9 protein-coding genes are annotated in these 16,661 nt (G+C 39.7%); all 9 read left to right on the top strand.

Features of this window, described 5'->3' with window-relative positions; genetic code table 11:
* Nucleotides 1-3: 3 nt before the first annotated feature.
* The 9 genes from dpdE to AACX33_RS26240 all read left to right on the top strand — a co-directional run bounded on the left by dpdE (nucleotide 4) and on the right by AACX33_RS26240 (nucleotide 16,640).
* Complete coding sequence (gene dpdE / locus AACX33_RS26280) at nucleotides 4-2,700, top strand: protein DpdE (RefSeq protein WP_227788831.1); 2,697 nt, start codon at nucleotides 4-6, stop codon at nucleotides 2,698-2,700.
* Complete coding sequence (dpdF, locus tag AACX33_RS26275; protein WP_193999827.1) at nucleotides 2,697-5,231, top strand: protein DpdF; 2,535 nt, start codon at nucleotides 2,697-2,699, stop codon at nucleotides 5,229-5,231. The genes dpdE and dpdF overlap by 4 nt, the downstream gene beginning before the upstream one ends.
* A 35-nt stretch (nucleotides 5,232-5,266) precedes the next feature.
* Nucleotides 5,267-6,133, top strand: coding sequence for a protein DpdG (gene dpdG, locus AACX33_RS26270; RefSeq protein WP_227788830.1), 867 nt, complete (start codon nucleotides 5,267-5,269; stop codon nucleotides 6,131-6,133).
* A complete protein-coding gene (gene dpdH, locus AACX33_RS26265) occupies nucleotides 6,130-9,207 on the top strand; it encodes a protein DpdH (protein WP_193999823.1) in 3,078 nt (1,025 codons plus the stop codon). Before dpdG ends, dpdH begins: the two co-directional genes overlap by 4 nt.
* On the top strand, nucleotides 9,204-9,908 hold the full coding sequence (locus tag AACX33_RS26260) for a hypothetical protein (RefSeq protein ID WP_193999821.1): 705 nt from the start codon (nucleotides 9,204-9,206) through the stop codon (nucleotides 9,906-9,908). The genes dpdH and AACX33_RS26260 overlap by 4 nt, the downstream gene beginning before the upstream one ends.
* Nucleotides 9,909-9,931: 23 nt before the next feature.
* The gene (dpdJ, locus tag AACX33_RS26255) at nucleotides 9,932-14,476 is read left to right on the top strand and encodes a protein DpdJ (protein ID WP_193999819.1); all 4,545 of its coding nucleotides are present in this window, start codon (nucleotides 9,932-9,934) and stop codon (nucleotides 14,474-14,476) included.
* 39 nt (nucleotides 14,477-14,515) lie between these two features.
* A complete protein-coding gene (locus AACX33_RS26250) occupies nucleotides 14,516-15,010 on the top strand; it encodes a DUF4365 domain-containing protein (protein WP_193999816.1) in 495 nt (164 codons plus the stop codon).
* The gene (locus AACX33_RS26245) at nucleotides 15,007-15,549 is read left to right on the top strand and encodes a hypothetical protein (protein WP_193999814.1); all 543 of its coding nucleotides are present in this window, start codon (nucleotides 15,007-15,009) and stop codon (nucleotides 15,547-15,549) included. The genes AACX33_RS26250 and AACX33_RS26245 overlap by 4 nt, the downstream gene beginning before the upstream one ends.
* A gap of 542 nt (nucleotides 15,550-16,091) precedes the next feature.
* Nucleotides 16,092-16,640: a hypothetical protein gene (locus AACX33_RS26240; RefSeq protein ID WP_193999812.1), complete on the top strand. Its 549-nt coding sequence runs from the start codon at nucleotides 16,092-16,094 to the stop codon at nucleotides 16,638-16,640.
* Nucleotides 16,641-16,661: the final 21 nt, after the last annotated feature.

Below are 16,661 nucleotides of genomic sequence, written 5' to 3'. Positions count from 1 at the left end.
AACTTGTTCAGTGCTTACTGCTACTTGCTAAGGATTGAAGATATCTCTAAAATTAACCCGAAAGCGAATATCGGCTGCTTAATTTTAGATGAAGCCCACCACATTGCGGCAATGGCGACCTCTAACGATGCAGACTTGCGCCAGCGTTTTGAGACTTGCAAAAATCTTGCCCATAAAAGCGATCGCTTACTTTTATTATCTGCCACTCCTGTACTCAACCACGAGCAAGATTTTCTAGCAATGCTGCATCTGCTTGACCCGACAACTTATCAACTTGATGACTTAGCAGGTTTTCGTGACAGGGTAGTAAAACGTCAAGATATTGGTAGAATTCTCCTGTCATTTAAAGAAGGCGCAAACCCTTTCGTTCTGAAAACTAATCTCAAACAACTCCGTAACTTGTTTGCTCAAGATGAGTATTTACTTCAATTGGCAGACAAGCTAGAAAATAGATTACAAGCAAAGGCTGCTGATACAGTTAAAATTGTCAGGGAAATTCGGACTCATATTAGCGATACCTACAGACTTCATCGCCGGATGCTTCGCAATCGTCGCGTTTCCGTAGAAGATGTGATTTTTGACCGTAATATTACACTTAGAACCGAATACGATTTAGATGAGCGATCGCCTGACATCCACGAACTAATTGAGGAGTGGCGTGATGTAGCTCCTGATGACAAACCATATTACCACATTTTTCTCTTGTTCTTCCGTGCTTCTGGTACTTGGCTGGGTATTTTAAAACAAGTAATTCAAGCACGTTTAAGTAATGAAACAGCGCTGCGAGAGGGTTTCCCGATTCAGACAACTGCGTTCCCCGAAGGGGTTATAGAAGAGTATCCGAAGGGTATATTCACTGCGGAATTAATTCCAGAATTTGGTGCTGATAGTGTTCGTATCCTCACTGAAACTCCTCAATTTGCTGGGGAAGCAGAGATTTTGCAAAGCCTGCTGCAAATTCTAGAACAACCTTCAGAGGATGGCGATCGCCTGGAATTACTCAAGACAGTTATACTCTATCAACTCTGTGAACCTTTAAAATTACAATCCTTGAAATTTAACGGGACTAAATTGCTTGCAGAGGTTCAACAACGGATAAAAAGACCCATACCGGGAGACAGTCTGCCAAAAATTGTTATATTTACCAGTTTTGTCCAAACTTGTACCGAAATTGTCCGTTACTTGAGTGATTGTTTTGGTGAGGGAACTGTCGTTAGTCATCAAGTTGGACAAACTCGCGCTCAAGTTGAGAATAACTTAAATCGGTTTAAAAAAGACTCAAAATGCTTCATTTTAGTTTGCGACTTCTCCGGCGAAGAAGGTCGTAACCTACAATTTACCAACTACATGATATATTTTGACCTACCTTGGTCGCCAAATCGCCTAGAACAAAGAATTGGTAGGATAGACCGTATTGGTCGTCCATTGAAAGTTGAGTTAACAGTATTTGCTGGCGTAGACCTACCCGATAGTCTCCACGATGCATGGTATTGCTTATTAAAAGAAGGGTTTAATATCTTTGAACAATCTATTGCCAGTCTCCAGTTTTATGTTGATGAAAAATTACCAGTCTTAGCTGAAATTTTCTTTAAATCTGGTGCAAATGGGTTATTAGAAAATATAGAAGTAATTCAAAAAGAAATTGAGCAGGAACAAGTAAAAATTAGCGAACAAAATGCCCTAGATGAAATAGATGCTCTCGATGAGAACGCTACCCAATATTTTAAAGCTTTAGACGATTATGATGCTCGTTATCAGGAAATTGAACAATTAACTGAAGATTGGATTTGTGATGCGTTGAGATTTAGGGCAATCAATAATCCTAATGTATCGGCACTAAAGCGTTATAAACCTACCGAAAAGACATTAATCCCAGCAGATGATTTAAACAGAAATTTTGCCAGGGTTTTAGAAGAGTTTGGGACTTTTAACCGCAGTTTAGCCAATCAACAACCTGGTGTAAAACTCTACCGCATTGGAGAAAAATTTGTAGAAGCACTATCATCTTATATCCATTGGGACGACCGGGGTAAAGCTTTTGCTATGTGGAGAGTTGCAGAAACTTGGGATTCTGCGGAAGGTGAAGAGTGGTATGGTTTCCGATTTAATTACATTATTGAAACAGATTTAACAAAATATACAGAAAAAAGTACAAAATCTAAAATTTTGAAAAGACGCGTAGATGGGTTATTCCCTCCCATTGTAGAAAGTGTATTTATTGATGCCCGATATGAACAAATGTGTGCTGTTGAAGATGAAACATTATTAAATATCCTGCAACTTCCTTATAAAGGCAAAGGTGGTAAACACCGAGATTACAACTTAGCCAAAAGTCATTTATCTATTCTTGATAATTTTATTGAGTCTAGCAATTGGCCAAAATTTTGCCATCAGGCACGTCGCACGTCTTTAGAGTTACTCAGTCAGCGCCTTGAATTTATGACATTGTGTGAAAATAGCGTCATCCGGGCTGAACAAAAATTAGGTAAGAGACTAGACCAATTGCGTCTACGTTTCAACCGACTTACTGACCAAGAGCGAATTTCTCATCCGTTACTGGAGCAAGAACTCAATAACGAAACGGCATTAAGCCAAGTAATTATCGAAGGAATTCGTCATCCCTCCATTCGTCTTGATTCTGTTGGTTTTATTATCGTTTCTGGGCGACCTCCAGTTCAATCTGAGGAGGATGATTTATGAATGACTCATTCTCAGAACTTCGGGAAATTCTCAAAACAGGTGATATCCCTGAAGATACAAGCCATGTTTCAGAAGTTTGTCATCAGCGCTTGTTGGATGCGCTGCAAAACTCCCCTAAGTCTGGGGATATTGTTAGCCTAGTGCGTCATGTGTTGCGGCGGGAAGATGAAAAACAGGGTGGAAGTTCTGCAACGACTCTTTTAGTAACCCGCAAACCTCCTTTTCCTAATCGCAGTATTTGGGAGCAGGCTAGCATAACCGTGCTGCGCGAAGATCAAGAACACTATCTCATTAGCGCTCGTCCTTGGCAACCGGAATGGCTTGACCTGGCTGACCAATATCCCCCAGATACCCCTTTATGGAATGAAAAACCTCGACGGAATGATGAACCAGTTTCCGGCGACCCGTTTTTGAAATTAATGGAGTTGGACACATATCGCAGTATCGGACAGCGTGAAGCAATTCGTGCAGTTTTGACTGCTCCTGATAATTCAACTTTAATTATTAACTTACCTACGGGTGCGGGAAAAAGCCTTTGCGCTCAACTACCTGCATTGCTCAACTCCAGAAACAATAATGGTGTCAGTGTGGTAGTTGTACCGACTACAGCATTGGCTATTGACCAAGAACGGGCATTAAAACCTTTCGTACACCATGCCACAGCGTATTATAGCGATGATTCTGTAGAGGGTAAAGAAAGAAGAGAAGGGATACGCGATCGCATTCGCGCCGGAACTCAAAGAATAATTTTTACCTCTCCTGAAAGTTTAATGGATTCTCTGGCACCTGCTCTGTATGAAGCAGCCCATCGGGGGATTTTACGGTACTTTATTATCGATGAAGCGCACATGGTAGAGCAATGGGGAGATAATTTTCGCCCCGCCTTTCAAGAAATTCCTGGTTTGCGAAGAGATTTATTGCGTCTTAGTTCCTTCACAACTTTATTACTAACAGCAACATTAACAGAATCTTGTTTAGACACCCTTGAAACATTATTTGACAAGGACTTAAAAGTTATATCGGCGGTACAGTTGCGACCAGAGCCTGCTTATTGGTTTAAGCGATGTGAAAGTAAAGAAGTAAGAAAACAAAGGTTACTTGAGGCAGTTTATCATCTTCCTCGCCCGTTAATTATTTACGGGACTCAAGTTAAAGATGTCGAGGATTGGAAACGAGAATTAACTCGTGCTGGGTTTAAACGATGTGACCGAATGACAGGTAAATCTACTACTGAGCAACGAGAGCAACTAATTGAAAAATGGCGGTCAGGAAAGATTGATATAGTTGTGGCTACTTCTGCCTTTGGATTAGGTATAGACCAAGCAGATGTCAGGGCAGTAATTCATGTTTGTATTCCCGAAACCATTGACCGTTTCTATCAGGAAGTCGGACGGGGAGGAAGAGACGGTAAAGCTTGTATGTCGCTAACATTATATACAACTGAAGACTTCGGACTCGCCCAAGACCTCAATGATAACTCAGCAATAACTATTGAATTGGGTTTGCAACGTTGGCAAACTATGTTTTATAAAAAAGAAACTCTAGGTGATGGACGTTTTCGCGTACCAGTAGAAACACCTCGTTCATTTCAAGAAAAAAATATTGATCAGATAAATAATCAAAATAGGGCTTGGAATATCCGCACTTTAACGCTGATGAATCAAGCCAATTTAATTGCAATTGATTCAGTCGAGCCTCCCCAAAAGAAAAACTTTGAATCACAACCAGAAGAAGCTTATCAAGCAGCTTGGGATTTGTACCGCAATTCTCGCATTATTCGTATCTGTAATCAGCTTCATTTAGAAAAATCAACTTGGGAATCTGAAGTGGAAACAGTGCGCCAGAAACGCCAAACCTGGAGTCATAAAAACCTGCAATTAATGAAAGAAGCTTTAAAACCTAAACGTTGTATTTCAGAGATATTCACGGAAGGGTATAGCATCCCCCCACGTCAAACTCCAGAAACCAGAAATTCTGTGATAGTTTCTCGTGCCTGTGGGGGTTGTCCTGTTTGTAGAAAAAATGGAATCACACCTTTTCCGGGAATAATGCCTACTTCCAGACCTGTATGGCAAAAACCAAATTTTATTCAGGGGAAAGAAATCCAAAGGTTGTTTGCAGGCGAGAAAATTCTGCTTATTTTCTATGATTCTCTGGAACAATTAAATAAATTTTCAAGAGGTCGAAAATTGTTTAAGTGGCTAATAGAACAAGGAATGAAGAATATTGTAGTTTCTCCAGAATATAATCACTTTTTGAAAGAAAGTAGTAAAATACATAACTCGTTTATTTTTCTATTTGATAGCTACGAACCTTTACTCATGCCACGTATTCCTACTTTAATTTTTCATGCTCCAGGAATACCTATACCATTAAAATATTTATCAAATTACAGTACATCAACAATGACACGTATTATTTTAGTTCCTATCAATACACCAGACCCAAACAGAGAGGACAGAAGATTAATTAATGTTTTTTCTGGCAGATACTTTAAATTCGATGTATTTTGTACGGAGATTAGTATATGAGTGTTTTAAAAACAGGTTTAGCTCATCCCAGTAGAATGCGGGGAATATTTAGATATTTACTTCATGCTAAAGGACAAAGAGAAAAGAGAGATGTATTAGAAAGAATATTATCTCCTGATAAATTAGTTGAACATTTAGCGAGTGAAGAAAAATTGAAAGATAAAAAATCCTCCCATCCTATGTTCAATGATGCTATTAGGGAAAGCATAAAATGCAAACTTTTAATTGAAGAGGATAAAGAAGTTGCAATTAACCAAATTTTACCAAAAGACGCAATAAATCCTCAGATTGGTGACAAGCTATTACCTGATACTTTCACTTACCTATTTTTTGCATCTGATAACGAAGATGAAGAGGACTTTGGTCGGGTTTGCGCTTGGTATTTAGCACAGGATATTTATGATGCGCCTGGAACTTGGGAAGAAGTTGAAAACCGGGTTAGCGAACAAAAAGTAGGCGATTTTTTGAAAATGTCAAGCAGTCGTCTCTTTGTCCAAATGGACGATTGGATGCGCTACTTGGGTTTTGCATGGGGTCATACTTTAGCAGGAAAACCTGTCACAGTTCCCGACCCAAGTGCTTATATTAAACGAAATCTCAACCATTTGTTTAATGGAGAACAAGAAATTACCATCCAAGATTTTATTAAAAGATTAGCAAAACAATGTCCTTTATTTGAAACCGGAAAGTTTCGAGAGGAGGTAGAAACACAAATTGGTAAACGTGAAACTAATTTTCTTTCTACAAGTACAGCTTTTGCCTTATTTCGACTTCACGATGAGGGTGATATTCAGCTTGAGAGACAATCTGATTCTGCCTTTATGATTTTACCAAAAGCCAATAACCAAGTTGACAATGATGGGCGAATTTCTCACATTATTTGGAAAGGAGAAAAGTCATGACTTTTGAAAAGTTTGTCTGCTGGAACCTGGATATGATTAGTCAAGTGATGAATGTGGAAGCAACCCAAACTTCAAATCATTTGTTTCTAGCTACACATCATCCTATTGCAATGTATCGTCAAGACTCTATTAAGGCATTATCGAAGAGTGAATACGATGAATCGCAGTTTCTTCATGATTTTTTAGCTGAAAAAGATTTTGCTTTTGTACCCGTTTTGGGTGAATCAGGTACGGGAAAATCTCACCTGATTCGTTGGTTGCAAGCTAATATAAAATCAACGGATAAACGGAAGGTGTTACTCATTCCCAGAATTGGGACAAATTTAAAAGATATTATTGAAAAGATTTTAAATATTGCAGAATTTGAGGTAGATAAATTAGATGAGTACCGCAAACGGTTAAATCAATCGAGCCGCACTTTCACAGATAGGGCTGCAAGAGAACAATTATTAAACAATTTAGCTTTTCAAGTTGGTATTAACGGACAACATACACGCGCTAAACTTGCTGATGAGGAAACGCAGGAATATTTAATCGAAAATTTACCTGCTTTGCTATATGATAATTTTTTTCGAGAACATTTATTAAGAGATGGAGAAATTATCCATCGTTTAGTAATTCATACATTGGGATATCAATATACTGTTGAAGATATTAATGAACGCCGTGAGTTTTCTATTGAAGATTTACCTCTTAATTTTCGAGATTTTCAAAAGGCTGGAGAAAAGGCACGAGAATTTTATAGTTTATTAATAAAGGATGAGGATATACAAAAGCAAACTGTGACTTGGTTGAATGATAACTTAGATCCTGCTATTACCCAAGTTTTAAATTTCGGTCGAGAAGACTTGCAACAATTAATGCGTGAAGTCCGAGAGACATTAGCAGAAAAAAATATTGAATTAGTGCTTTTAATTGAAGATTTTGCTAAATTGCAAGGTATTGATAGGGAAGTCCTCGAAGCAGTTTTAGCAAAACCACAGCAAGGTGAAAATAAGCAATTATGTGCTATACGTACAGCATTAGCTTGTACTACAGGTTATTTTAAAAATTTGATTGATACAGTGCAACAGCGCGTTACCTTCAGCGTCAATCTTAATATTGATACAGTTGGTGATAAATCTTTAATTACTCAGGATGATATTCAAGTATTTGTTGCTAGATATCTCAATGCTGTTCGTTTAAAGGAAAAAGATATTGAAAACTGGGCTAATTCTCAAAATAGAGATGAAATAGAAAGTGCTTGTAACGAATGCCAACATTCCCAAGCTTGTCATACAGGATTTGGTCATGTTCAGGGAATGGGTCTTTATCCTTTCAATTCTAAAGCTTTAGCGCAGATGTTTAGTAGGGTAAATCCAGGTGAATTTAATCCCCGAATTTTAATCAGAGATGTTTTAAAACACACTCTACAAAATTCTATTGATGATATTAAAAATGGAACTTTTCCTTCAGTTACTTTAGGAAACTACTTTGGTAACATGAAATTGAGTACTGATGTGAAGTTACATATTCAAACTAAAGACCCACAAAATTCAAAGCGTCGGGAGATATTTTTAGATTTGTGGGATGATAGTAATGAACTTTGCAATTTGTCTCCAGAAGTTCATACTGCGTTTAACTTACCTCTGCTTGATGTCAAGACTAAACCGAAAGAAATTCCGCAGGTTATACCCGAAAATCGTCGAGTACCGCCAAGGGTTGTAGAACCTTCAGGGGAATATCAGATTGATACTTCGCTACAAGAAAGGCTGGAAGAACTCAACAGTTGGAATAATCAAGGACAACTCTCAGATACGCTTGCACAACATATTCGTCAGTTACTTTTCCCCGCTATTATCGAAAAAATCGAATGGGATACGGAAATGCTGCTGAAGGGTAGTTTCATCGGTAGTGGTGGGAAGTTACTTAAGCAAGAAAATCTCATTTTCCATAACCCAAAGAAACTTAAGAGAACACGTTATTCTGGAATTATTGTATCGCTGCCTCTTAACCCAGATGATGATAAGGAATTTACAGAAACAGTATACGTAATCCAAGGTATATTAAAGTACAATAAATTTGGTAACTGGAAGTTTGAAAATGGCGATCGCTATTTTCGTATGTACGCAAAGTATCTAGAACGTTGGAGTCAGTACATCATCGAAAAAATTCGCCTTTATCCCCGCGAATCTGGTGAACCTTGGAACCCCGTACCTGCTGCGGTGGAATTACTAGCGATTAGCGCCACAATGGCAGGGTATCCTACTAATACCCTCGAAAATTTGATTAATTCTTTGTTTATCGACTTAGATAAAAGCGATGATACAACTCGTGCATCTAGTTGGAAAAAGCTGTTTGATACTTTTAGTCTCAAGAGAAACCGGGAAGCATTATTAGATATTGTTAAAAGTCGAATTGCTTGTACAAAAGGTAGTAATTCAACGTTTCAAATTATTGATGCAATTCAAATTATTGAACCTCTAGAAAAAGTGCGTAAACCTTGGGAACCTCAACAGCAAATTCCTGAAGATGTCCGCGATAAGTTTCCAGAGTTGCAAAAGGTGCGTCAACAAGTCGATGAATTGTTAGAGAAAGCTGTTCTAGAAGAGTACGAACGACAGTTAAATATCTATCAGTGTCTAATATCCGAATTGGGAGAAGATGTTAAGAAAAAGGATGTTATTGACACCCTCAAAGCTGCAATGGAAGCAGCACAAGATGCAGGCGTATTTCGCGCTAAGAAAGGATTTGAAGGAATGTCTACTGTGTTAGATAAATTCAGGCGTACAGCAATTAACCCTTATAGAGACACAATGAACCGCGTACAAAATGAGCAAGAAAAACCAGAAAATAACATTGGTAAATTACTTCAAGAATTAAGCAAAGATTATCAAGAAATAATTACTGATTCTTCAGAATTTCTCGATAACACTAATAATTTTTTGGATGCTTCGATTCTTGAAGCCAAAAGTCGTATTTCGGAGTTAGAGCAATCTGATGGAGCAAAAGTAGAATCTAGTTACCAAGAAATTTGTGATGGGTTAGCTAATTTACGCATTATCATGAATGAAATGAAAGGAGATACACCATGATCATAGAAAAATCACAGGAACTAATTGAATTATCTCAACGTAGAAAATCTCTGATAATTTTTGCAGCTAATCTTCAAATTATTCAAACTAGGCAAAAGCAAATTAGTGATGCACTTGCAACCATTCAGCCACTTATGGAAGCATTAAAAGCTTTTCGCCAAAGGGGTATTAACAATATTAATTTAACTCAAAATGTGGAGTTCATTCTAAAGTTCGTTATCAATGCTGAGGAGAATTTACAAAATAATCCTGATTGGATTCTTGAAAATAAAAATTTTAAAGGTAATTTTTTAAAGTCAAATGTAGAAAATCTAAAAACTACTCTGGAACAGCAATTCAGCGAGGGATGGAAAAGCTACCGCGATCAAAAAATGCCTATTATGAACAACGAAATACTCAATTTATTGGCTAAAATTGCAGCTTTTAAACAAACTGTTTTGCAAATACAGATTATAGATAAAGAGATAAAAAACGTTATTTTCCCTAAAAATAATGCTGAATTTACAATATATGAACAAAAAATAGAGCAATTAAAACATTCTTGGAAGAGTCTCAAGTCTGATGAATTTCCAGAAGCAGTATCGCATTTCCTCCTAGCAGCATCTGAGCAAGGATCGCCTTTAAATCTTTTAACTCCAGAAGTTCAAGATTGGATTAATCAAAATGGCATTTCTGATTCTTTTCAAATTCGCTTAACTTAAATTAAAGTAAGGGCAGAGCAAGGGTGACTACCAATTGGGATAAAATAATTAGAGAATTTTTAGATAAGCTGGAACGCCAGGAAGTTCAACTTTTGACCTGGGGAATTGTTGATGGTGGATTTTCAGAAGATGAAATTGCAGAACTTGCGGAAGATTTTCTGAATACTTACGAGATTGATGAAGATGTTTGGGATTTTATAGACCAAATCCTCGAACGGAAATTGTTGTTTGATTTTAATCTCAGAGGTCGTCACCTTTTCCGCACCCGAATGGCAGAAGCGGTGAGATTATTTGCCCGTCTTCGCCAACTGTTCCCTAATAATAATTGGCAAACATCTCCTACTTTAGTTGCTGATTATCGCTTACAAATCCGTCCGAGAATTTATCCCAATAGGGATATTACACCTAAAACAGTAATTGAACAGCTAGAGGCAGATAAATTATTAACTCCGACCCGACGAAAAGCCGTTACAGCAATACTAAATTCGCCATCGCGCGGTGAGGTTCAACTTGCAGATTTTCAGCTACGTGCTACGAGTCGAATGCTGCGGGATTTAAATAGCACAAAAAGTCGTGGGATGATTGTCTGTGCTGGGACAGGAACGGGGAAGACTTTATCTTTTTACTTACCAGCGCTAACGCATATTACAGGTTTGTTGAAAAACAATGAGTATTGGAGTAAGGGACTAGCAATTTATCCCCGGAACGAACTCCTCAAAGACCAATTTTCTGAAACCTATCAAGAAGCACGTCGTCTCGATGCTGTCCTTAAGGCAGAAGGTCAGCGTAAAATCCTGATTGGGGCATTTTTTGGCTTAACTCCCAGAAGCGCAACATTGAATCTGGTACAGGATAAATGGGTATCAGAAAGTGGTGGGTTTACTTGTCCTTACCTGCGGTGTCCCAAATGCGAAGGTGCGCTATCTTGGCGACGTGCAGATTTAGAAGCTGGTAAAGAGAAACTTCATTGTCTCAACCCCTCCTGTGGTGCTGTTATCCAAGAAGATGAAGTAATTTTAACACGCGATCGCATGGCGAAAACTCCCCCAGACTTAGTTTTTACCAGCACAGAAATGCTAAATCGGTCGATGGGGAACTCCTATTATGGTCATGTATTTGGCATAGCAATGGCGAAACCTCCACAAATCGTCTTGTTAGATGAAGTACATACTTATACAGGAGTTCACGGCGCACAAGTTGCTTACCTGCTGCGGCGTTGGCAAAGAATGATTCACAAAAAAGTCCAGTTCACAGGACTTTCAGCAACCCTAGAAAGTGCGGCGGAGTTTTTCAGTCAGCTGACAGGTTTAAAGCCGGGTTCAGTTGAGGAAATTTCTCCCACAGAAGACCAAATGGCTGTTCGCGTAGCGTCTCGCAGAGAGGGAATGGAATATCAATTAGTTCTCAGAGGCGACCCCGTATCAGGGACAAGTCTGTTGTCTACCAGTATTCAAACAGCGATGCTGCTGCGGCGTATACTCGACCCGTCTGAAGACCCCCCCAGCCAAGGTTTCTATGGTTCCCGTGTTTTCGCCTTCACTGATGACTTAGATGTTACCAATCGCTTATTCCACAACCTTTTGGATGCCGAAGGTCGAGATAGTTGGGGTCGTCCCTTGCGAGGAAGACAGCCATTAGCAGCTTTGCGATCGCATGGTGCAGCTGATGGTAGAGAACGCCTAATTGCTGGTCAGTCTTGGTATTTATGTGAAGAAATCGGTCACGGCTTGCAACTTCCTTTAACCATTGGGCGCACCAGTTCCCAAGATACCGGAGTTACCCCCAATGCAGACGTGATTGTTGCGACTGCATCCTTGGAAGTGGGATTTAATGATCCAGAAGTTGGAGGTGTCATACAGCACAAAGCACCGCGAGATATGGCATCTTTCCTGCAACGAAAGGGACGGGCGGGACGACGCAGAACTATGCGACCTTGGACGGTGGTGGTGCTGTCTGATTACGGACGGGACAGGATGGCCTATCAAGGCTATGATATGCTGTTTAACCCAACTTTAGAAAAGCGATCGCTTCCCATCGCCAATCGTTATGTGATTCGCATTCAAGCAGTTTTCGCCTTTATGGATTGGGTTGGACAGCAATTAACCGCAACTAGAGGAAGTGTCTGGAGAGACTTTGCAACTACAAATTTTTACTTAATTAACCGTCAGGAATTAGAAATAAAACTAATTAAAAATATTCTGGAAACAGAAGCTGGACAACGCAACTTAGAGACATATCTGCAATCAGCCCTACACCTGTCCAAAGATGAAGTCGAAGCAATTCTTTGGGAACCGCCCAGGTCATTAATGATGGCGGTACTTCCTACTTTGCTAAGGCGTTTAGAGTCTGGTTGGAAGCGTCTTCCCATTTATCAAGATGAGTCAGACAAAGACTATCAAACCCGTGACCCGTTACCTGATTTTGTTCCCCCGAATTTATTTAGTGACCTGTTGTTGCCAGAAGTAACCATTACTACACCAGCACAGACCCGGAACAGTGAGCCAGATATCAACTCCATGCCCATCGTCCAAGCCCTGAAAACCTTTACTCCAGGTAGGGCGACGCGCCGCTTTGGAGTGCAGCATATCTATGCAACCCACTGGATTAGTCCGTCAGATTTGCAACAACGAGAACAAGAATTACCCGTAGAAGATTATTGTGCCGAATTTGAAGAAGCCGGGAATTTTCAATTTTGGCAAGATGGGCAAGTTGTAGATATTCGCTGCATTCGCCCTTGGGCAATTAATCCTACCCAAGTTCTAAGTGATATCTCAATTACGTCTAATGCTCAATTGGAATGGCGCAGTCAAATTATACCACCCGATTTGGGAATAAAACTCGAATTGCCTCAAGGTTCCCCGTGGGGTAAGATTATCACAGAAGTTTGTTGTTTTACTCATGCTCAACAATCGCCCGTGGAAGTGCGGCGGTTTGCGATCGCATCCCATGCTAACATTCGCTTCGACAATGGCCAGGAACTGGATACAACAATTCGCTTCACCCAGAGACAGGATGGTAGTCCAGCATCTGTGGGATTTGCCCAATCTGTTGACGGTTTAGTATTTCGCTTTTGTATTCCGCCTGATTTCAGTATCAGTCCCAGGGATGTCAATCAAGAGAAGATTCGGGCGTTTCGCACGGCATATTTCCGATATCGGGTATTGACAGATGCCAGGTTGTGTGAATTAACAAACGTCTTTCAACGGGAATGGCTTTATCAAATATATATATCCATGCTGACCGCCCGTGCCTTGGCAGACAAAATGCCTTTGCCGAAAGCTTTTGAAACTCTTTTGGGTGAAAATATGGGTCAGGAAATGGCCAGGGTTCTGGACAATATTTTCCAAACCTTGAATGTCGAAGAAACCCTACTAGAAGCAGGTGAAGAGTCGGCACCAGGAGAAATTCAGGGACGGCAGAGGGTACATGACAGGTTGCTGGCACTTTGCAGAACAGAAGCAATTCAAATTATTTTAAACGACCTGGCATCAGTTCTGTGGTCAGAACCAGATGAGGAGTGGCACTCTTGGGCAGCATTACGGTTTAAAGCAACTTTGGGAGGGGCTTTGCTGGATGCTTGTAATCAGTTGTGTCCTCATTTTGATGTGGGCGACTTGATTTTAGATATTGACCCTGGGCCATGTCCATCAGATGTAACTGTTGAGAGTGAGAGAGAGGAAATCTGGATTACTGAGTCTACCATTGGTGGTGGTGGGGTGATTGAGGAAATTTTACGGCGTTATGCAGCTGACCCGGCGAATTTTTTCCGTTTAGCGGAGAGTGCTTTAGCAGCTTCGGATTTTGAGATTGTGGATTCAGAACTGACTCTGTTACTGGAGTTAACCCAAACCAGTGTTGCAGTTGCTGATGCAATGGCAGATGTGCGGTTAGCCGAAGGACATGGTGAATTAAAACAAGCAAGCGATCGCTTCCGTAAAATTCTCTCCTCTGAGGGGATTTTGGCAATACATCCAGTCATGACTGCAATTAACGCCAGGGTTTTGCGTCCAGGGAGTAACCGCGAAACAGACCAACTGCTACTGGATTTAATTCGTTTGTGGCATGAAGAAGAACAACGGTTAGGTATTGAAATTGATGGGCGGGTATTTGCCTATGTAGCCAGTAATCATGACCAGTTAGATCAGGCGTTGTCCCATCTTGGTTTAGTGCAACCTCATCCCTATTGGCGATTTCAAGTGATTTATGGTCTATTGTGGTCAAGGGGAAATATCGTGCGTTCTCGTGCTTTATCTGCCTATAATCCCTTTGCTGTGGTTCCCAACGCAGATAGGGAACTATTATTGGATGTTTTGCAAGTGGGCGATCGCACAGTTTGCCTGGATGATCCTGACTGGCGGGAACAGGTTGAGGAAGCCTTTAAGCACAGTGCTTCGGTTTCCCTGATCACACCTCCTGATGGGCGGGACAATTTGAAGTCAGCAATTTTGAGTTTAGCAGTGGAACCGATGGAATTGGGGTTTTTGCAGGTCTACCCGGTGGTGGAGGGAGTACAGAGGTATCCGCGAGGGTTGGGGGTGAGGCTACGAGTTAGGGAGGTTTTGCAGTGATTATCGGCTTGAAGGTCAAGTTTTGCCATTGAACACAATATGGATATTAACCAACAAAAAGAACAATTTAGCATCAGTTATATTAGAGCGATCGCCGCAGTTGCAGGTTATTCTTTATATAGACCAGAAATTGATAACGACAGCGTAGATTTAGGCATAGTCAGCAGAGGTGGTACAGGTAAAATTATTTCGCCTAGACTAGAACTACAGCTAAAATGTACATCCAGAGGTATTTTGGATGAAAACTCGATTAAATATCCCCTCAATCTCAAAAATTATAATGATTTAAAAATTAATGCCCTTGTTCCTCGGATTTTAGTAGTCGTTTTAGTTCCCGAAAAAGTAACAGACTGGATAAAACAAACAGAATCCGAACTATGTCTGAGAAATTGTGGTTATTGGGTATCTTTACACGGAATGCCAGACACCGAAAATACAACCAATGTTACTATTGAACTACCCCGTAGTCATCAGTTTACGCCAGATGCACTCCAAGGCATCATTCAACGTATTAGTTTGGGAGATTTGCCATGAAAGTTACAATTAAAGATAGTCAAATACTCAAAACTGTTAACCCTGATGTGCTACAAGCACATTTGCAAGCTACTGGTTGGCATGAAACCGGACGTATTTATAATGATGCTGGGTCAATTTGGCGACTACAAAAAGATGCCACAGAGGAATATGAAATTCTGGTACCTCTTCAACATAATTTAGGTGATTATGCTGAAAGAATCAGCGATATTTTAAAAATATTAGAGACAGTAGAAAATCGTTCACAAGTTGATATATTAATCGAGTTTATTACCAATTATCCCAACTTCACAGTACAAGGTGTGGTTATGCAAATTGCCACTCCTGAAATTGAGCAACTGAGTGGAGAAATTACTTTATTATGTACAGTCTTTGATAAATTGCAAGAAATTAAAATTAAACTAGCAAACCATGATTACATCTTAGCGATTAAAGCATATCAGGAGCGTTTACCAATTCGTTGCACAGGTGATTTAGTCAGAGAAGATAATCATTTTATCCTCGAAAATCCGCAAAATTTGCAAATTGACAAAATCTGAGTTCAGCATATCCAGATTTTTAGGTTTTTTCTACGTGAGTTTTGATTCTGAGAGTTACGCGATGTTTTCTCTGCAAGCAAAATCCCGAAGGGTATGGCAGACATAGCGCTCATCCTACAGTTTGGCTACATGACCCCGACTAGCGAAAACAAGTAGAGAATGTGTTTACACAGGGTACATTGGTTTCATTGATAGCGCGTCCTGATGCACGGGGAAATTTCAAGTCAGCAATGTTGAGTTTAGCCGTGGAACCTATGGAAGTTGGGTTTTGCAGGTATACCCTTTGGTGGAGGGTGTACCAAAACTGTCGCAGGGGTTGGCGGTGAAGCTGCGGGTGCGGGAGGTAGTGCAGTGATCATGTGTACAAAAATAGTTTTAGTATCAATTATGTATACTTCTTAAGTTAATATTATGACTTAGATTCACTTATTTTGCTTTCTATGATTAAAATCCTACACTAAAAAATTCTCTTAGCGAAGTACCGAAATAAGTACAAACTCTTGATGATTTACATTTTATTAACTAAGTAACAAATATAAATAATGTCATCTTCTGAAAATCTGTGGGATAAATTTATAACTTACGATAATTTTATGCTGGCTTGGCAAAGAACAGTGAATGTTACTAGCCGTATGATTATTGATGAGTTGGGGTTTAAAATATTTGCCTTTAATCTTGAAGTTAATCTAAAAGATTTAATAAGACAAGTACAAGCGGAAGATTTTCCCTATACACCACTAGCAGACCACAAAGTGTATGTTCCCAAACCATCAACGACATTGAGAACAATGTCACTCATGGCTGTATCTGATGTTATTGTTTACCAGGCTCTTGTTAATGTTATTGCTGACGAAAGTCATCAATATCTGGTGACTCACCAAAATCAGCATATTTTTGGCAATGTTTATGCTGGTTCAGGTAAGCGCTGGATGCTCCGTCCCTGGAAACAACAATATAATAACTTCGTTAATTCTGTTGAAAAATTATATCGTAAAGGTAATTCTTGGATTGCTTCAACAGATATTGTGTCTTTCTATGACACTATTGATCATGAAAGACTAATTCAGATTATACGTATATACGCATTTTAGGACGTGATAAACCAACTGTTC

The organism is Nodularia sp. LEGE 04288, from assembly GCF_963896525.1.
Classification (GTDB): Bacteria; Cyanobacteriota; Cyanobacteriia; order Cyanobacteriales; family Nostocaceae; genus Nodularia.
The sequence above is the reverse complement of the archived record's forward strand: the minus strand, read 5'-3'. Positions and strand labels throughout refer to the sequence as shown.